This is a genomic window from Xanthomonas sp. WHRI 10207 (assembly GCF_040202975.1).
Classification (GTDB): domain Bacteria; phylum Pseudomonadota; class Gammaproteobacteria; order Xanthomonadales; family Xanthomonadaceae; genus Xanthomonas.
In genome coordinates this window covers 372,378-391,184 of record NZ_JBEGDX010000002.1, presented here as the reverse complement: position 1 = coordinate 391,184, position 18,807 = coordinate 372,378, and the positions used below count along the sequence as shown (strand labels likewise).

Annotated in this window: 16 protein-coding genes and 1 other RNA gene; 11 read left to right on the top strand and 6 right to left on the bottom strand. The window is 64.4% G+C overall.

The window, feature by feature from the left end:
• Positions 1-40: 40 nt before the first annotated feature.
• Positions 41-1,525: a GGDEF domain-containing protein gene (locus ABQU90_RS07295; protein ID WP_323521282.1), complete on the bottom strand. Its 1,485-nt coding sequence runs from the start codon at positions 1,523-1,525 to the stop codon at positions 41-43.
• Between the two features lie 310 nt (positions 1,526-1,835).
• Here ABQU90_RS07295 and ABQU90_RS07290 point away from each other — a divergent pair, with 310 nt between their 5' ends.
• The 7 genes from ABQU90_RS07290 (at position 1,836) to ABQU90_RS07260 (ending at position 9,303) form a co-directional block, all read left to right on the top strand.
• Positions 1,836-2,843, top strand: coding sequence for a zinc-dependent alcohol dehydrogenase family protein (locus ABQU90_RS07290; RefSeq protein ID WP_323521281.1), 1,008 nt, complete (start codon positions 1,836-1,838; stop codon positions 2,841-2,843).
• 404 nt (positions 2,844-3,247) lie between these two features.
• Positions 3,248-3,889, top strand: a complete 642-nt coding sequence (paoA, locus tag ABQU90_RS07285) for an aldehyde dehydrogenase iron-sulfur subunit PaoA (RefSeq protein WP_055849752.1) — start codon at positions 3,248-3,250, stop codon at positions 3,887-3,889.
• On the top strand, positions 3,886-4,836 hold the full coding sequence (locus ABQU90_RS07280) for an FAD binding domain-containing protein (RefSeq protein WP_323518535.1): 951 nt from the start codon (positions 3,886-3,888) through the stop codon (positions 4,834-4,836). Before paoA ends, ABQU90_RS07280 begins: the two co-directional genes overlap by 4 nt.
• A 1-nt stretch (position 4,837) precedes the next feature.
• Positions 4,838-7,045: an aldehyde oxidoreductase molybdenum-binding subunit PaoC gene (paoC, locus tag ABQU90_RS07275; protein WP_323521280.1), complete on the top strand. Its 2,208-nt coding sequence runs from the start codon at positions 4,838-4,840 to the stop codon at positions 7,043-7,045.
• Positions 7,042-8,055 (top strand): XdhC family protein, encoded by a 1,014-nt coding sequence (locus ABQU90_RS07270; RefSeq protein WP_323521279.1) that lies wholly within the window; start codon positions 7,042-7,044, stop codon positions 8,053-8,055. The genes paoC and ABQU90_RS07270 overlap by 4 nt, the downstream gene beginning before the upstream one ends.
• A gap of 59 nt (positions 8,056-8,114) precedes the next feature.
• A non-coding RNA gene (locus tag ABQU90_RS07265) (sX9 sRNA) lies at positions 8,115-8,190 on the top strand.
• A 504-nt stretch (positions 8,191-8,694) separates the two neighbouring features.
• Positions 8,695-9,303 (top strand): nucleotidyltransferase family protein, encoded by a 609-nt coding sequence (locus ABQU90_RS07260; RefSeq protein ID WP_323521278.1) that lies wholly within the window; start codon positions 8,695-8,697, stop codon positions 9,301-9,303.
• 63 nt (positions 9,304-9,366) lie between these two features.
• Here the strand turns inward: ABQU90_RS07260 and ABQU90_RS07255 are convergent, their stop codons facing one another.
• Positions 9,367-9,594, bottom strand: a complete 228-nt coding sequence (locus ABQU90_RS07255) for a hypothetical protein (protein WP_055849762.1) — start codon at positions 9,592-9,594, stop codon at positions 9,367-9,369.
• 230 nt (positions 9,595-9,824) lie between these two features.
• Between ABQU90_RS07255 and ABQU90_RS07250 the strand changes: the two genes are divergently transcribed.
• Positions 9,825-10,040, top strand: coding sequence for a hypothetical protein (locus ABQU90_RS07250; protein ID WP_055849765.1), 216 nt, complete (start codon positions 9,825-9,827; stop codon positions 10,038-10,040).
• Positions 10,041-10,399: 359 nt separating this feature from the next.
• Positions 10,400-11,650, top strand: a complete 1,251-nt coding sequence (locus ABQU90_RS07245; RefSeq protein ID WP_323521277.1) for a DUF819 family protein — start codon at positions 10,400-10,402, stop codon at positions 11,648-11,650.
• 167 nt (positions 11,651-11,817) lie between these two features.
• Here ABQU90_RS07245 and ABQU90_RS07240 read toward each other — a convergent pair whose 3' ends face one another.
• Both ABQU90_RS07240 and ABQU90_RS07235 read right to left on the bottom strand, forming a co-directional pair.
• Positions 11,818-13,014: a Tle-like phospholipase domain-containing protein gene (locus ABQU90_RS07240; protein ID WP_323521276.1), complete on the bottom strand. Its 1,197-nt coding sequence runs from the start codon at positions 13,012-13,014 to the stop codon at positions 11,818-11,820.
• A 36-nt stretch (positions 13,015-13,050) separates the two neighbouring features.
• Positions 13,051-13,860, bottom strand: coding sequence for an ankyrin repeat domain-containing protein (locus ABQU90_RS07235; RefSeq protein ID WP_323521275.1), 810 nt, complete (start codon positions 13,858-13,860; stop codon positions 13,051-13,053).
• 190 nt (positions 13,861-14,050) lie between these two features.
• Between ABQU90_RS07235 and ABQU90_RS07230 the strand changes: the two genes are divergently transcribed.
• The gene (locus tag ABQU90_RS07230) at positions 14,051-14,755 is read left to right on the top strand and encodes an HAD family hydrolase (RefSeq protein ID WP_323521426.1); all 705 of its coding nucleotides are present in this window, start codon (positions 14,051-14,053) and stop codon (positions 14,753-14,755) included.
• A 631-nt stretch (positions 14,756-15,386) separates the two neighbouring features.
• Here the strand turns inward: ABQU90_RS07230 and ABQU90_RS07225 are convergent.
• Together ABQU90_RS07225 and ABQU90_RS07220 are read right to left on the bottom strand one after the other, a co-directional pair.
• Complete coding sequence (locus tag ABQU90_RS07225) at positions 15,387-15,611, bottom strand: YbdD/YjiX family protein (protein ID WP_005926176.1); 225 nt, start codon at positions 15,609-15,611, stop codon at positions 15,387-15,389.
• Complete coding sequence (locus ABQU90_RS07220) at positions 15,611-17,683, bottom strand: carbon starvation CstA family protein (protein ID WP_055849774.1); 2,073 nt, start codon at positions 17,681-17,683, stop codon at positions 15,611-15,613. The genes ABQU90_RS07225 and ABQU90_RS07220 overlap by 1 nt, the downstream gene beginning before the upstream one ends.
• 233 nt (positions 17,684-17,916) lie before the next feature.
• Between ABQU90_RS07220 and ABQU90_RS07215 the strand changes: the two genes are divergently transcribed.
• Entirely contained in the window at positions 17,917-18,774 is an 858-nt protein-coding gene (locus ABQU90_RS07215) for a pirin family protein (RefSeq protein WP_323521274.1), read from the top strand.
• The last annotated feature ends 33 nt before the right edge of the window (positions 18,775-18,807 follow it).

Sequence of the window (18,807 nt, the reverse complement as noted above, 5' to 3'; positions counted from 1 at the left end):
TGGAGTGAGGCCGGGCAACGCAGCAGAGCCGGAATCTGGATCAGGCCGACGTACGATCCCGCCCGCTCTGCTTGGCGCGGTACAGCGCCGAATCGGCGTCGTGCACGATGGCGTCGGGGGTCAACGGTGCTTCGCCGGGTTCGAAGGTGGCGGCGCCGACGCTAACTGTGACGTGCGCGCTGGTTGGGCTCGGCAGATGCATCAGGCCGAGTTCGGCCACCGCGCTGCGCACGGCATCGGCCTGGCGCAGCGCACCGGCGGCATCGGTATGCGGCAGGATCATGCCGAACTCTTCGCCGCCATACCGCGCCGCCACGTCGCTGCTGCGCCGCGAGCAGCCGGCGATGGCGCCGGCAATCAGGCGCAGGCAGGCGTCGCCATTCACATGGCCATAGGTGTCGTTGTAGAGCTTGAAGTGATCGACATCGATCATCAGCACCGATAACGGCGATTGCAGGCGTACTGCATCCTGCAAGGCCTGCGACAACCGATAGTCGAACGCACGTCGGTTGGCGACGCCGGTCAATGCATCCACCCAGGCCTCGGAACTGAGTTTGGCTTCGTTGCGATGCATGCGGCGCAGCTGCAGGTCCAGCCAGATGCCCACGCCCAGCAGCAGGGCGCAGCCAAGCGTGGCGATCACGATGCGCTGGCCCGCGGCATGCCGCCAATTGGCCAGCGCATCGTCCACCGACACGCCGGTCAGCACGCTCAGCGGATACGGCCGTGCCGGGGCGAAGCTGGAGATGCGCTCTACGCCATCGATCGGCGAGCGATAGGTCGCCGTGCCATGTCGGCGCGCGCGCATGGTGACGTAGATCGAGGTGCCGGCAATCGAGCTGCCGATCACGCCCTGCTTGTCGGGCCGGCGTAACAGCACGATGCCATCGTCGTTGATCATGCCGATGGTGCCGTGCGGGCCGACGTCGAAGGTGCTGTAGTGCTGCTGGAAATACTTCAGCTGCAGCGTCACCAGCACCACCCCGGCAAAGTCGCCGTCCGGGCCGTTGAGCCGGCGGCTCAGTGTCAGCACCCAGCTGCCATCGGAGCGGCTTTTGACCGGTGCGCCGACCAGCGACAACGCATCGCGATGGTCGCGGTGATACTTGAAGTAGGCGCGGTCGGCGTTGTTATGCGTCTTGGGTGTGCTATCCAGCGACGAGCTGACCCAGCTGCCATCTGCCGCGTAGATAAAGATGCCATGCAGGCGGTCCGAACGCCTTGCCTCGCGCACCAGAAATTCGTGCATTGCTGCGCGCGCGCTGGTATTTCCCTGGTCGTGCTCGACGCGCGCGACCAGGCCGGACAGCACTGCGTCGGCGATCGACATGGTGTCGCTGGCATGCTGCGCCAGCGAGTTAGCCAGGTTCAACGACTGCGCTTCGGCACCGCGCAGCGCGGATGCACGTTCTTCATGGATGGACCAGTACTCCGAACCGAGCAGTAGCATGCACGCCATGGTCAGCACGAAGTGCAACGCAATGCGTTGTGCACGTTGCCGACGCCGCTTGGTGGGTGATGTCACTGTGGCTACCTGTCCAGACACCTGGGCGATGCAACCGGTGTGCCAGCCTACGCGTCGCTGCGGTCGCTACCGCGTGCAAACACGGTTGCGCAATGCGATTTTGTGATTTGCAGCGCATTGGAGCGCGGCAAGCCGGTACGCTGCAACGCGGTGCAGCACGCAGATCCCGTTGCCGGTTCTGATATCGCGCCATCGGCAGCGAGTCACCGACAGGCAACATGCTGCAGCCTTTTCAAGCCAGCTCGACTGCATTCGCATCACGGTACGCGTGCTATCCCTGGGTTCGAATCATCATCTGAGGAGATCCCCCATGCGCGCCATTCGTCTCTCGCATCCCGCCGGTCTGAACGCACTAAAGTCGGTTGAATTGCCCGATCCGGGCCAGCCTGCACGCGGGCAGATCCGTGTGCGTCTGCATGCGAGCTCGCTCAATTTCCATGATCTGGGCGTTGTGCTAGGTCAGATGCCGACGGCCGATGGACGCATCCCGATGTCCGACGGCGCCGGCGTGATCGAAGCGATTGGCCCGGAGGTCGACGAGTTCGCCGTCGGCGACCACGTGGTGTCCACCTTTTTCCCGCAGTGGCTGGATGGCGAGCCGCTACACGCCGGTTTTGCGACCACGCCAGGCGATGGCGTCGATGGGTATGCACGCACGGCGGTTGTGGCCGCTGCGCAGGCATTTACCCATGCGCCGGTCGGTTACAGCCACGCAGAGGCGGCCACCTTGACCACCGCTGGCGTTACCGCCTGGCGGGCGCTGGTTGTCAACGGCGGCCTGAAAGCGGGCGATACCGTGCTGGTGCTGGGCACCGGCGGCGTGTCAATCTTTGCGCTGCAGTTCGCCAAGGCGATGGGCGCGAGCGTGATCGCCACGTCCTCGTCCGACGAGAAGCTGGAAAAGGTCCGCACGCTCGGTGCCGATCACGTCATCAACTATCGGCAGCACGCCGAGTGGTCGCGGCAGGTGCTGGAGATCACCGACGGACGCGGTGTGGATCATGTGGTCGAGGTCGGTGGACCCGGCACGCTGGCGCAATCGATCCGTTCCGCGCGGGTGGGCGGGCACATCGCCTTGATCGGCGTGTTGACCGGTGCGGCTGGCCCGGTGCCGACCGCCGAGATGATGGGGCGTCAGCAGCGTCTGCAAGGGTTGGTGGTCGGCAGTCGCCGGCATCAGCAAGCGCTGGTGCGCGCATTGGATGGGCTGCCGCTGCGCCCGGTCATCGACCGCAGCTATGCGCTGACCGAGATCGGCGAGGCGTTTGCCTTGCAGAAGGCCGGCGGGCATCTGGGCAAGATCGTGCTGGAGTTTTGAGAGTGGATTCCTGAGCGCTGGCTGCAACGCCGACGCCAGCGCGCCCAGGCAAGCATGTTTTCATGCGTTGCAGCATCAGCACCCGCAACGCATCTGCTGATGGCGGACACGGTTTCATAACGGTGGGGTGGTGGTGCGCGTCGCGGTCGGCATGTGATCACGCGCGCAGCGGATGATGCAGAAATCCGTTGTATCGCTGCGGCGCTCTTCAATCACGCCGCACAGTGATGAGCACGTTTCATAGACGCATGCCAGCTCCAACGCCAATGCACGGGCAGGCGACAACTAGAATCGGGCAACGACCGATTGCATCGCTCCCAAGTGCCGCACTCACGCGCTTGTGACCGACGGCCCTGCACATTGATAAAGAACTGTATTAGCCAGCATTGTTGGAGATGCCAGCCATGAGAAACATCAAGATGACCCGTCGCGAAGTACTGATCGCTGGCACGGCATCGGCAGCCGGTGTTGCCGCAACCCAATCGATGGCTGCCACTGCCGTGTCGCAACGTCAGGCAGTGGAGCCTGCCAACGCGTCCAGCCAGGTTGCCTTTGAAGTCAATGGCAAGCCGGTGACGCTGACACTGGATAACCGCACTACCTTGCTGGACGCATTGCGCGAGCACCTGCAGTTGACCGGCACCAAAAAGGGTTGCGATCACGGCCAGTGCGGCGCGTGTACGGTCATCGTCGACGGGCAGCGCATGAATTCCTGCCTGTCGCTGGCGGTGATGCATCAGGGCGCAAAGGTCACCACCATCGAGGGCCTGGGCACACCGGACAAACTGCATCCGATGCAGGCGGCCTTCGTCAAACACGATGGCTATCAGTGCGGCTATTGCACGCCGGGGCAGATCTGTTCGGCAGTGGCCGTGCTGGATGAAGTCAAACGCGGCATTCCCAGCCATGTGACCGAGGACCTGACTGCCAAGACCCGGCTCACCACGCCGGAACTGCAGGAGCGCATGAGCGGCAATATCTGCCGCTGCGGTGCGTATTCCAACATCGTCGAAGCGATCAACGAAGTTGCCGGAGAGCGCGCATGAAGGCTTTCAGTTACGAGCGCGCCACCTCGGCGGCAGATGCCGCGGCCAAAGCCGCGCGCCAGCCGGGCGCCAAGTTCATCGCCGGCGGCACCAATCTGCTCGATCTGATGAAGTTGCAGATCGAAACGCCATCGCATCTGATCGACGTCAATGGTTTAAGCCTGGACACCATCGACGCAACGCCGGACGGCGGTTTGCGCATCGGCGCGCTGGTGCGCAATACCGACCTTGCGGCAGACGCTCGTGTTCGTCGCGATTACGCGGTGCTGTCGCGCGCGCTGCTGGCAGGTGCGTCTGGCCAGCTGCGCAATCGCGCGACCACGGCGGGCAATCTGCTGCAGCGCACGCGTTGCCCGTATTTTTACGACACCAATCAACCGTGCAACAAGCGCCTGCCTGGTAGTGGCTGCGCGGCGATCGGCGGCTTCAACCGTCAGCTGGCCATCATTGGCACCAGCGAAGCCTGCATCGCCACCCATCCCAGCGATATGGCTATCGCCATGCGTGTGCTCGATGCCACGGTGGAAACGGTGCGGCCGGATGGACAGACGCGCGCGCTGCCGCTGGCCGACTTCTATCGCGCGCCAGGTACGACCCCGCATCTGGAGACCGCGCTGGAACGTGGTGAGCTGATCACTGCCGTCACCTTGCCCAAGCCGCTTGGCGGAACGCATGTCTACCGCAAGGTGCGCGACCGTGCGTCTTACGCGTTTGCCTTGGTTTCGGTTGCCGCTGTTGTGCAGCGTGACGGCACCGCGCGCATCGGCGTCGGTGGCGTGGCGCACAAGCCGTGGCGCAGCGAAGCTGCCGAAGCGCAGTCGCGCCAGGGTGCACGCGCCATCGCTTCTGTGCTGCTGGACGGGGCACAGCCCACCGAACACAACGCATTCAAAGTGCCGCTGGTGGAACGCACGTTGACCGCGATCCTGGCCGACGTGAGGGCCTGATATGAAATTCGACACTCCTGCCGGTACCAATCCCATCGATCAACGCAAGGTCGTCGGCAAGCCCGTCGATCGCATCGACGGGCCGCTCAAGACCACCGGCCAAGCGCCGTATGCCTACGAACATCACGATCTGCCAGGCCGCGCTGCCTACGGCCACGTCGTGGGTGCGGGGATCGCCAAGGGCACGATCCGCAGCATCGACCTGAGCGCGGCGCGCAATGCGCCCGGCGTGCTCGGTATCGTCTCTGCGCAGAATGCCGGCAAGCTGCACAAGGGCAAGCTCAATACCGCCAAATTGCTGGGCGGCCCGGAGATCCAGCACTACCACCAGGCGATTGCGGTGGTGGTTGCAGAGACCTTCGAGCAGGCACGCGCAGCGGGCCAGTTGATCAAGGTCGATTACGGCCGCCAGGTCGGCGTATACGATCTGAAAAAAGCGCGCGATGGCGCCAAGGTCACCAAGGAAGGCGGCGCACCCAATAGCGCCGTCGGCGACTTCGATGGCGCCTTCGCCGCAGCGCCGGTGCAGCTGGATGCCGAATACACCACACCCGATCACTCGCACGCCATGATGGAGCCGCACGCGTCCACTGCGATGTGGGACGGCGACAAGCTCAGCGTGTGGACATCCAACCAGATGATCAACTGGGGCGCGCGCGACCTGGCGGTGACGTTGGGCATTCCGCGCGAAAACGTGCGGATCATGTCGCCATATGTCGGTGGCGGTTTTGGCAGCAAGCTGTTTTTGCGTGCCGATGCGGTGCTGGCCGCGCTGGCTGCGCGCGAAGTCAAACGGCCGGTCAAGGTGATGCTGCCGCGCCCGCTGATCGCCAACAACACCACTCATCGTCCGGCCACCGTGCAGCGCATCCGCATCGGTGCCGAGCGCGATGGCAAGATCACCGCGATCGCACACGAAAGCTGGTCGGGCGATCTCGCCGGCGGTGCGCCGGAAATCGCTGCTTCGCAAACCCAATTGTTGTATGCCGGAGCCAACCGCCTGATCGCAACGCGTTTGGCGGTAATGGATCTTCCCGAGGGCAACGCCATGCGTGCGCCCGGCGAGGCGCCGGGGTTGATGGCGCTGGAAGTGGCGATGGACGAAATGGCCGAGAAGCTGGAGATGGACCCGGTCAAATTCCGCATCGTCAACGACACCCAGGTGGACCCGGAAAATCCGCAGCGGCCGTTTTCGCAGCGGCAGCTGGTCAAGTGTCTGGAAGATGGGGCAAAGCAGTTTGGTTGGTCCAAGCGCAAGCGCACGCCTGGCAGTACCCGCGATGGACGTTGGCTGGTCGGCATGGGCGTGGCCGCTGCATTCCGCAACGCCATCGCCATGACTTCCGGGGCGCGCATGCGCCTGGAGCAGGGCGGCCGCGTGGTGGTGGAAACCGACATGACCGACATCGGTACCGGCTCTTACACCATCATTGCGCAGACCGCTGCCGAGATGCTCGGTGTTCCGCTGAACTGGGTAGACGTGCGGCTGGGCGATTCGAGCTTCCCCGCATCGTCCGGTTCCGGTGGACAGTGGGGCGCCAACAGTTCCACCGCCGGCGTGTACGCGGCATCGGTCAAGCTGCGCGAAGCGATCGCCGGTCGACTGGGGCTGGACCCGGCCAAGGCCGAGTTTGCCGACGGCCACGTGCGTGCCGGCGGCAAGCGCATCCCACTCGGCGATGCCGCAGCGAACGGCGCCTTGGTGGTGGAGGACAAGATCGAATTCGGTGACCTGTCCAAGACCCATCAGCTGTCGACCTTCGGCGCGCACTTTGTCGAAGTCGGCGTGGATATCACCACGGCCGAGGTGCGCATCCGCCGCATGCTCGCGGTCTGCGCGGCCGGACGCATCCTCAATCCCAAATCGGCACGCAGCCAGGTGATCGGCGGCATGACCATGGGCGCGGGCGCAGCGTTGATGGAAGAACTGGCGGTGGACAAGCGCTTCGGCTTCTTCGTCAATCACGACTTGGCCGGTTACGAAGTGCCGGTGCATGCGGATATCCCGCACCAGGAAGTGATATTCCTGGAAGAAAGCGACCCGATGTCCTCGCCGATGAAGGCCAAGGGCGTGGGCGAATTGGGGATTTGCGGCGTGGCGGCGGCGATTGCCAACGCGGTCTACAACGCCACCGGTGTGCGCGTGCGCGATTACCCGGTGACATTGGAAAAACTGCTGCCGCATCTGCCCGAGCAGTTGCGCGCGTGAGCGCGGTCGTCGCTCCGGCCACGCATGCAGCGCCGGCCGAGCCGGCGTGGCCGGCATGGCCGAGCTACGCATTGCATGACGATCTGCTGCCGGTGCTGACGGCGTGGCACCGCGCCGGTCAGCGGGTTGCGATTGCGACATTGATGGAGGTGCAGGGCTCCTCGCCGCGCCCGCTGGGCAGCGAAATGGCGATCGGGGCAGATGGCCGGGTTGCCGGTTATGTGTCCGGCGGCTGCGTCGAAGCGGCCGTGGCGCATGAAGCCATGGCCACGTTGCGCGACGGGCAGCCGCGGTGGCTGGACTACGGTGAAGGCAGCGAGGTGCTGGACATCCAGCTCAGCTGCGGCGGTCGCATCGGTGTGCTGGTCTGGCCGGTGCCGGATCTGTCCGAATACCTGGCGCGCTGGCGCAATGCGCGCCAGCACCGCCGCGCGTTTCATGTGGCGCTGGATCGCAGTACCGGAAGCGTGCGCTACCTATCGACTGTGCACGACGCACGTCCAGGCGAATTTCTGCGCGTCCATCGCCCGCCACTGCAGCTGGTCCTGGTCGGCGCGGACCCGGCATTGCTGGTGCTGCTGGCGTTGGCCAATCAAATGGGCATCGAAACGCGCGTGCTGCGTCCACACGGCCCCAGCGAGCCGCCGCCCGGTCTTGCGCCGGAACACTACGATCGCCGTGCTTTACGCGATGCGTTGCACGATGTGCAGCTGGATGCCGGCACTGCCTTGTACAGCCTGGCGCACGACAGCGAGATCGATCTGCAGGTCGCGTGTCGCGGCCTGGCATCCGATGCGGCATGCATTGGCATCCTTGGCAGCCGGAACAAGCGCGACACCCGTCTGCAGGCATTGCGCGCGCTGGGGCATGACGATGCCGCGCTTGCGCGTCTGCGTTTGCCTGCGGGTTGGCGGATGGGTCGCTCATCGCCGCACACCATCGCACTGGGCATCATCGCCGAAGCGACGCAGGCTGTAGCGGATCTGCAGATCGTTGCGGCTACGGCTTAGAGCAGCTTACAAAACCACTGTGCAGCCGCTAGCGGGCGCCGCCGGTGCTCGGAATCCGCATGTACCACTTGTACACTCCGGTTTCTTCGCGCCGTCCGCACCCACCTGACGACTGCTCGCTCTGTTTTTTTAGCCGCTCTTAGGCCGTTGTGGGTCTGCTGTCTGGTTTGTTGCGTCGCGCTTTGTGCGCCTTTGGTTTTCGCCAGCAGTTGTGCTTCGTGCAAGCGATGCTTCTGGAAAAAGCCATGCGCGTGCGCGCGATTCATAGGAATCTGCACTACGCATAGCGCATCGGTCATTTCGACAACGTCGATAAAATCCCGGTGATGCATCTGTCGCGCGTTGCTGCTTGCGACGCATGAACGCATGGCGCGTGCGCTTCACGCAGTCGATGCGTCGCGCAGTCACTCCGCACGCACAGCGCGGCCTCTACGCTGAGGCGGTCTCCATTACGCACGACGTCGCTATGTATCCTGATTTCTTCTCTGATGACGCCGTGTTTTGCGACATGCCCATTGTCGAATCGCCATGTATTTGTGGCTTTCCGCACGCAATGCTTAGCGACGCACGCAGGTTGCATCCCACGCGCAGTCACGGTGGTACATGCGGCAGTTGTCACGCGCTGACCAGGCCTTGCATATGAGCAGCGACCACGCCGCACTGGTGTTGGCCGCAGGTACGGGGAGCCGGCTCGGCCGCTCCAAGCAATTGCTGATGCGCGACGGCGAACCGTTGCTGCGTCGCGCTGCACGTATCGCACTGCAAACCGCACCACGCCGCTGCGTCGTCGTACTCGGCGCCGATGCCGACAGGCTGGCCGATGTGCTGCAGGGGCTGGACGTGGAAGTGCTGCGGCACGCCGACTGGTCTGCCGGGATGGGCTCCAGCCTGGCAGCGCTGCGCCGGCATGTGCAGGACGATGCGACGTTGCGACGTAGCCTGATTCTGGGGTGCGACCAACCGGCACTGGAGGCGCCGCACTTGCGTGGCTTGCTGGACGAAGCCGACCGTGCCGCGTCGGGGTGCGCCACCAGCGGCTACGCCGGCGTGCGCGGTATCCCCGCGGTGGTGACGCACACTGCCTGGGCAGACGTTGCGCTGCAGGGCGATAACGGCTTGCGCGCGCTCTTTGCCAGCCTGGATGTCCAAACGCTGGGCTGCGTCAGCGCACCGGCGCTGGCGCTGGATGTGGACACGCCTGCCGATCTGGCGGCAGCGCAACAACGTGGGTGGGTGGACCAAGATTGAGACGCGATGACGGGTATCGGCCAGCGATCCCGGACAGCCTATTAGGCAAACCGCCGACGCCGATCAGGACCAGAGCACCAAGGCTTCCCTGACGACCAGAACGTAGCCCACCACCATCGCGGTCTTGACCGGAAACTGGAACTTTCTGAGCAGATACATGCCAACCCTCCCCAAGGTCTCGTCCGAGCGCGCCGTGATCCCCTGCAAGCCGTCTGCGCTCTTGTGACGGCCGCTTGTGAAGATTTCTTCACCCTTGCAGCCGAATGTAGCGCTCGACGTGAACTGTGTCACGTAAGAATTTTCTTACCCGGATGCCAGGGTCCGCCCGACAGTCGGGAAATGCGTAAAACCGCATGCTGGCTATGCCAAACGCGGGGCCACCGGCCACTCTCCCGCGGCCCCTTGAGTAAGGGTCTGTTGGCTTACGAATCGGCATGGCTTGCCCCAATCCCTCGCGTGATGCGCCTGTTCGGCGCGCTCGCACCTGTGCTTGACCGCTGTACCCACCGGCCGGAGGCCACATGGACCAGTCCCGCTACGTCGTACGCATTCATCCCGAACAAGGTGGCTGGTGGGTGACCCGTCCGGAATGGTCGCCGCTGCGCTACCTGCGCGAGCAGGGCGCCCTGGAAAATGCCGAACTCATGGCCAAACTGCACTGCCTGACCACCGGTCAGCCCAGCGGTGTGGTGCTGGATACCGCCGACGGCGAGCGCGTGGTGCGGCGCTACGGCTGAGGGTTGGTCTTGCGTCCAGCATCGATTGTCAGGACCAGGCCGGCAGGGGCTGCCTGATCGGTGTGGATGGAGCCGCATGCTGACGACGCTGTGCTGAGTTCAAGCGGCTGCCGCTTTGCGGCCTGAAGCCGGAGCATCGTGACGAGCGTCGTGCTCGAACGAGCGTGCAACATCCCCATGTCGCCCTGGCCTAGCCAGGCAGCGCGGTTGCGCATGGACCGGTCTCGATCGCCTACCAAGGCCGTTGTCGGATGCGTCGGTGGGGTTTGCGCCACCGACGCGGTCGGCTAGATTCGCTGTCATCGGCCGCTCCTGGTTCGATCCGCGTTGGCGGCCCTCTGTCCGGATGACCGCCTGCGGTGAATGCACCTGCGTCTGCACTGATTCAAAACGATATCGTCGTCTTCGGCCTGATCGCCGCCACGCTGGGTGCGGTGTTCTGGACTTCATCGCGCGAGCAAGGCCCGTGGCGGCGCTTCTATGCCGTGGTACCGGTCTTGTTGCTGTGCTATCTGCTGCCCGGCATCTACAACACCGTCGGGCTGATCGACGGCGCCAACACGCGGCTGTACAACCCTATCGCGCGCGACGTGCTGTTGCCGGCCGCATTGATCCTGCTCACCCTGAGTATCGATCTGCGCGCGATCCTTGGGCTGGGACCCAAGCTGGTCGCCATGTATCTGGGCGCATCGGTGAGCATCATGCTGGGCGCGGTGGTCGCCTTCTGGGTCATGCGATGGCTGCACCCGGCCACCGTCGCGGGCGACACCTGGGCAGGCATGGCGGCATTGGCCGGCAGCTGGATCGGCGGCGGCGCCAACATGCTGGCGATGCGCGAAGTGTTCAATGTCGATGCGACCACGTTCGGGCAGTTTGCGGTGGTCGATGTGGGCGTCGGCTACGTGTGGATGGCGGCGCTGATCTTCCTGGCCGGACGCGCGCGCAAGATCGATGAGCGCAGCGGTGCAGACACCCGTGCGCTGGACGCCTTGCAGGAACGCATGGCGCGTTTCCAGGCCGAACATGCGCGCATCCCCAGCCTGGCCGACCTGATGGTGATCGTGGCAGTGGCATTCGGCGGCGTCGGCCTTGCCCATGCGCTCGCCAGCCCGTTGGCGGCCTGGTGCAAGGCGCACCTGCACTGGGCCGGCCAGTTCAGTCTGGATGCGCCGTTCGTGTGGGTGGTGGTGCTGGCGACCAGCCTGGGCTTGCTGCTGAGCTTCACCCGTGCACGGACCCTGGAAGGCGCGGGCGCATCCAAGATCGGCTCGCTGCTGCTGTATTTCCTGATCGCCTGCATTGGCATGCAGATGGACCTGCTGGCGCTGCTGGACCGGCCGTGGCTATTCCTGCTCGGGCTGATCTGGATCGCCGTGCACATCGGCTTGCTGTGGGCGCTGGGCCGCTGGTTGCGGGTGCCGTTCTTTTACTTTGCGATCGGCTCGCAGTCCAACATCGGCGGCCCGGCGTCCGCGCCGGTCGTCGCTGCGGCGTTCCACCCGGCGTTGGCCCCGGTGGGCGTGTTGCTGGGCACGATGGGCTACGCCACCGGCACCTATCTGGCGTATCTGGTCGGCATCACCTTGCGGGCGATGGCCGGCGCAGGCTAGTGACGCGTTGCGCCATGCTGGCCGGCGTCATGGAGCTGCTGCTTGGAACAGCTCCATGACCGCTCCGGTCGGTTTACTGCAACAACGAGATTGTCACTTGCGCGACCCTCCCGCACCGCACGCGTCTACCTGACGAAGACGGCGTGCGGCACGGTTTGCCGCGTGCGTTATTGCTGGATCACGCGGCGCTGCTCTTCCTGCTGCTGGGCAGGCTGATGGGTGTGCTGCTGGTTCTGCTGCTGCAGCTGACTGACATTGCCTTGCGCTGGCTCATTGGCAGCGGACGCGGTCTGCACATGGCTGCGCAGATGCGCCGGGTCGTCCATGCGGCCTTGCACCGCAATCAGGCTGTCGCCATCGCGGTTGGGCACCAGATGATTGATCCGCTGCAGGCCGTCGTTGCCTGCACGCGCGGCCACGCTGGCGGCGGTGTTGATAAACGCGGTGTCATCGTGCAACCCCAGCCGCTCGCGTTGGCTGTCCAGTTGCACCACGGCGTCGTTGAACAACTGGCTGCCCGGCTGTAGCGACGCGCCGCGTGCCTGATCGGGCGATTGCATGTCCTGCGCCTTGATCACCGAGTCCATTCCGTGCAGGTCCAGACGATGCTTCAGCATCATGCCGGGCACCAGGCGTTGCCCGAACGACAGCGGGTCCGGCTCTGGCAATTCGATCTGATGACCGGCCGCGTTGGGCATGGTCCACTTCAGCGGAATGCTGTCTTCCTGCAAGTGGGTGAGGATCTCGTTCTTGACGTGGTAGCCGCGAATCAGCTCCTCGCTGGCGTACTGCTTGGCTGCCGACGCATCCAGGCCCTGGCGTTCAAGGGTGCGGTCGTTGACGCCGGCGGCGTTGTACGTCACTGCGGGAATGTCGTTGATCATGGCCGACGCCGACGCCAGACCACCGCCCAATGAATGGCCGGAAATCACCACTTGGTCGCCGAACGCCTGCTTGGCCTGGCTGCCGAGCTGGATGGCCGATGCATATTGCGCATCGTCGAAGCCCAAGCCCTGGCCGATGTTGTGCTTCCAGTCCTTGCCTTCGTCGGTGCCGCAAAAACCGAGCACCACCTGGCCTTGATCGTTGCGATAAAACGCGGCATCGAAGCCGCTTTTGGCGTCGTGCAGCAGTGCCGGATTGATACCGGCCTGCTGCAGCGCGCTGTCGTCCATGCGCGACCAGCCGTTGGCCAGCGGCGCAAAGGTTTCAGCGCCACCTTCGCGGCGTTGATTGGCAGTGGCGTAGAGATCTTGCAGCAGCTCCGGAAACTGCCGGTCCTGCGGTTGCGGTTGTTGTCCGCGCATCGACTCTGCGAACGGAGTGGATGCGGCAGTGGATGATGTGGACTCTGACGGGGGCATGCGCGGCTCCTTGCGTGCGTCGTATGGAAAGCGCGCTTAGCGGCTGCTTTCCACGGGAATGTTGTGGGCGCTCAACCACGCGCGCACATCCGATCTGACCTGTTGTCCGGTGGCATTGAGCAGCCGATCCGGCGTGGTGAAGAAATACGCCTGGAAGGTTTTCTGCTGTGCATTGCGCACCGTGGGGTCTACGCCGGCCTTGAGCAATTGCAGCACTGCAGGGCTAGCGGCGCCGCTCTGTGCTGCCAGATGCAGCAGGCTGTTACCGGTGTGGTCGACACGCTTTACGTCGGCACCCGCGTCGAGCAACAGGCCGATCTGCGCATCGCGCTTGCTCTGTACGGCGCGAAACAGCGGAGTCCAGCCGGCACGCGTGCTGACCACATCGATCGGCGCCTTGTGCTGCAGCAGAATCTTCAGATACTCCGGGTCCTGCGCCATTGCGGCCATGTGCACGACCGTTTCCTGGTCCATGCCCGGCAACGATGGGTCCGCGCCTGCGTCGAGCAGGGCGTCCAATGCGCGTGGTTGTTCGTTCCAGATCGCCCATTCCAGCAAGGTCACGTTCTGATCGCCATGTGCGGCCAGATCGACGGTGGGGGCGAGTGTTTTGATCCGTGCAACGTCGCCGTGCGCGATGGCGTTGGCGATGTCGGTCAGACCGGGGTCGCGGAAAGCGACGGTGTGGTCCTGCAGCGTAGCTGACATGGTGGTTTGCTCCTTGGCACCCGGCGAGGCGGTGCATGAGACCGCGAAAAACGAGGTCGCAAGAACGAGCAGGGTGGGGAATCGCGTCTGCATCGAAATCTCCTTCTCCTGATCGCATTCCTGATGGCGCTGCGGCAAGTCCGGCCGCGGCGGGGCCGATCCTACCAGCTGTAAAAATCGCAAGCGGTAAGATTTCGTGACATGGCGCGGAGGATGGTTGGGCTGTCGGGTCTGCTTGATGACGGCCGGTGTGGTGCGAACGTACGGGCGTATTCGTCACCTGCAGGTGCAGTGCGCCACAGCCGACGGTCACGACATGGCCGGCATAATGGTGCTTTGCGAGCAGATGGGTGCAATGGCGTACGAGCTACTGATCAGTGACTGCGATGGGGTTCTTGTCGACAGCGAGATACTGGCCGACCGGGTGATGCGCGAGGCGCTGGCGGCGTTCGTGCCGGCCGAACCGTTGGAACATCTACTGGAAACCACCTTCGGGCAGACCACGCGTGAGGTGTTGCGGCGGGTGGAAGAGCACTTTGCGCTGCAGTTGCCCGAGACCTTGCTGGCGCAGATCCAGGCACGCAGCGAGGCCTTGATCAGCGCCGAAGTGCAGCCGATTCCCGGCGTGCGCGAGGCGCTGGAGCAGATTCCGCTGCCGCTGGCAGTGGCCTCCAACAGCCGCCGCCACAACGTGATCGCATCGGTGGAGCGGGCCGGGCTCACAGCGCGTGCAGCAGGGCGAGTCTTCAGTGCCGACATGGTGGAGCGACCCAAGCCGGCACCGGACGTGTATCTGCTGGCCGCCCGCACGGCCGGTGTGGCGCCGGAGCGGTGCCTGGTGATCGAAGACAGCCCCACCGGCGCGACCGCTGCGCTGGCGGCAGGCATGCAGGTGCTGGGTTTTACCGGTGCCAGCCATATTCCGCAGGGGCACGGCGACACCTTGCGTCGGATCGGCGTGCTGGAGGTGTTCGACGATATGCGCGATTTGCCCGCGTTGTTCGCGCGGCTCGCGCAAAAGCGCGCTGGTTGAGGATGTCGAGTCGCAGCATCGTTCGGCTGCGGTCAAATGCTTGGATCGAACGCCTAGTTGGCCGAGCGTGCGATGCCCTCATCGCTTGCGGGACACGCCGTGAACCCGTCCTTGGGGGCTCGGTGGCGGCATCCATGCCGCCACACGGTCCCGCAACCGGTGAGGACACCGCACCAGAGAGTTGGTCGGTCGCTAGGTGAAAAGCGGGCCATCTCGCTAGTTGCATTGGCTTGCTGCTGCGGGTCGCAACTCCATTGAGAGTTAGCGAATCAGAAGCACCTCATGCATTGCTTGCATCTTGCACACCGAGCATCTCGACTGGTCCTTGCCCGCTCACCGTCGCGGGACCTTATGCGGCATGGATGCCGCGTAAGAGCTTACAAGGACGTACTTGCAGCGTGTCCCGCGATGGTGAGCGGGCAAGGGGCCTTGCAGCCAAGCCGCAGATCAGCCGCTCTACTCAGACGCTCTACTTTGTGGCGTGTCCCGCGACGATGGGCGGGCAGGGACCCTGCAGCCAAGCCGCAGATCCGCCGACCGAAAACTCAAGCCATCAACGCAACAGGGCGCGATTCGCATCGCGCCCTGTTGCATTTGCATCGGTCGATCAACCGATCAACCGATCAACCGATCAGCAGCAGCGAAACCCGCTCTTGCCGCCGTAGCGTGCGTCCTGCCGCTCGCGGAAGAACGCGGGGTAATCCATCACCGGTTTGTCGGGGTGTTTTTCCAGCATGTGCCGCACGTAGTTGTCGTAGTCGGGAATGCCGCAGCACAGGCGCGCGGTTTGGATGAGCCGCCGCCAGATGCGGCGATGCACCTGATATTGGCTGGCCAGAACGAGTTGGGTGCCCATTACAGATCCGCCATCTGATGTGGCTGTAATGCCACGTACGGAGTTTCGCGGTCGCTGCGCTGCGGGTTGCGGCGCGCAATCACGATCGTCTTGACCGCATAGATCAGGATCGAGCCCACCACGAACAGAAACAGCACGGTCAGCCCGGTGTTGACGTAGGCATTGGTGACGATCTGCTGCATCTGCGGCACGGTCTTGGCCGGTGCGGTGATGGTGTTGCTGGCGATGGCGGCCTGGTACTTGTGCGCCTGTGCCAGGAAACCCTGCGCCGGGTTGCTGTCGAAGATCTTGATCAGCCCGGCGTAGGTCGTGCACAGCAACAGCCACAGCGCCGGCACGATGGTGACCCATGCATAGCGGTCGCGTTTCATCTTGAACAGCACCACCGTGCCGAGCATCAACGCGATTCCCGCCAGCATCTGGTTGGAGATGCCGAACAACGGCCACAGCGTCTGGATGCCGCCGAACGGATCGATCACGCCGGTGTAGAGCAGATAGCCCCACAGCGCCACGCAGCCAGCGGTGGCGATGATGTTGGCGGTCCACGATTCGGTCTTCTTCAGCGCCGGGATGAAGTTGCCCAGCAGGTCCTGCAGCATGAAGCGGCCCGCGCGCGTGCCGGCATCCACCGCGGTCAGGATGAACAAGGCTTCGAACAGGATGGCGAAGTGGTACCAGAACGCCATGGTGTCTTCGCCCGGCAATAGCTGGTGCAGGATCTGCGCGATGCCCACCGCCAACGTGGGCGCACCGCCGGCGCGGGCCAGGATGCTGTGCTCGCCGATGTCCCTGGCGGTGGCTTCCAGCACCTCCGGGGTGATCGCAAAGCCCCATTCGGAGACCTTGGCCGCAACCGCAATGGTGTCGGTACCGACCAGCGAAGCGGGGCTGTTCATGGCGAAGTAGATGCCGGGCTCGATGATTGAGGCCGCCACCAGCGCCATCACTGCCACGAACGATTCCATCAGCATGCCGCCGTAGCCGATGTAGCGCATGTGGCCTTCGTTGGCGAGCAGCTTGGGCGTGGTGCCGGAGGCGATCAACGCATGGAAGCCGGACACCGCACCGCAGGCGATGGTGATGAACAGGAACGGGAAGATGCCGCCTTTCCAGACCGGGCCGTCGCCGGTGGAGGCGAACTGGGTCAGGGCCGGCATCTTGAGATCGGGCATGACCACCAGGATGCCGATGGCCAGCGCCAGAATCGTGCCGATCTTGAGGAAGGTGGACAGGTAATCGCGCGGTGCCAGCAGCAGCCACACCGGCAGCACCGAGGCGACGAAACCGTAGCCGATCAGCATCCAGGTGATCTGCTTGGCGGTGAAGGTGAAGGCCGGCCCCCAGGTCGGGTCGGCGGCGACCTTGCCGCCCAGCCAGATTGCGCCCAGCAACAGGATCAGCCCGACCACCGAAATCTCGCCGATCTTGCCGACGCGGATGTAGCGCATGTACACGCCCATCATCAGCGCGATCGGCATGGTGGCGATCACCGTGAACATGCCCCACGGGCTTTCCGCCAGCGCCTTGACCACCACCATCGCCAGCACCGCCAGGATGATGATCATGATCAGGAAGGCGCCGAACAGGGCGATGGTGCCGGGTACCTGGCCCATCTCTTCGCGCACCAGATCGCCCAGCGAGCGGCCGTTGCGGCGACTGGACAGAAACAGCACCACAAAGTCCTGCACCGCGCCGGCAAACACCACGCCGACCACCAGCCACAGCAGGCCGGGCAGGTAGCCCATCTGCGCGGCGAGCACCGGGCCGACCAGTGGCCCGGCACCGGCAATCGCGGCAAAGTGGTGGCCGAACAGCACATGCTTGTTGGTGGGCACGTAGTCCAGGCCGTCGTTGTTGCTCACCGCCGGGGTGGCGCGGGTGATGTCCAGCTGCATCACCTTGTCGGCGATGAACAAGCTATAGAACCGGTAGGCGATCAGATAGATCGACACCGCCGCCACCACGATCCATAGCGCATTGATGTGCTCGCCACGCCGCAGCGCCACGGTACCCAGACAGAACGCGGCCAGCAGCGCGAGCGCGCCCCAGGCCAGCTTCGAGAACCCTTTCATGCATGCCCCTTCAGCAACGATTCGCCCAAGGGTCCCCCCGTGCCCGGCTGCGGTCAATGGCAGCGTTCTGTAGCGGGGTAAAACTTTGGTCGTAGAGTGTCCGGGCACACGGTGCGCTAGCGCCCGCCGCACGGGGCCGATGTTTGGAACGATCGGTTGCAACCGTCGTGGTTGGGCGCTGCAGCACGCGCACCCATCATTGGCGCACCGACACACTGCACAGGGATAACGCAATGAGCACCACCACCACGACCGCGGCGCATGTGCTGCGCACCATCCGCGGTATGCCGACCTCCGACGGCGCCGGCGTCAAGCTGACCCGCGTCATCGGCACCCAGCAGCTGCCGGATCTGGACCCCTTTCTGATGCTCGACGAGTTCGGCACCGAAAAGGCCGAGGACTATATCGGCGGTTTTCCAAGCCATCCGCATCGCGGCTTCGAGACGGTGACCTACATGCTCGACGGGCGCATGCGGCACAAGGACAACCACGGCAACGAAGGCCTGCTGACACCGGGCAGCGTGCAGTGGATGACCGCTGGTCGCGGGCTGATCCATTCGGAAATGCCGGAGCAGGAATCCGGGCGTATGCGCGGCTTTCAGCTATGGGTGAACCTGCCTGCGCGCGACAAGATGATCGAGCCCAAGTACCAGGAATACGCGCCCGACCACATCCCGGTGGCGCAGCCGGCGCCAGGCGTGACGGTCAAGGTGATTGCCGGCACGGTGGGCGAGGTGATCGGCCCGATCGTGCAACCTGCGACCAGCCCGGTGTATCTGGATATCGCCCTGGCACCGGATGCGGTGTGGCATTACCTGCTGCCCGGCGGTCACAACGCGTTTGCGTATGCGTTTGAAGGCGAGGTTGCAGTGGGCGAAGGCGATGCTTCGCGCACGCTGCCTGCGCAGGAACTGGCAGTGCTGGGCGGTGGCGAGCGGCTAACGCTGCGTGCAGGTGCGCAGGGCGCACAGCTGATCCTGGTGGCGGGCCGCCCGCTCAACGAGCCGGTGATGCGGCATGGCCCGTTCGTGATGAACACCAAGCAGGAACTGATGCAGGCATTCGTCGATTTCCAGGAAGGGCGGTTCTAACCGTGTCCACCTCATACAGCGCAGGAGAGCGTC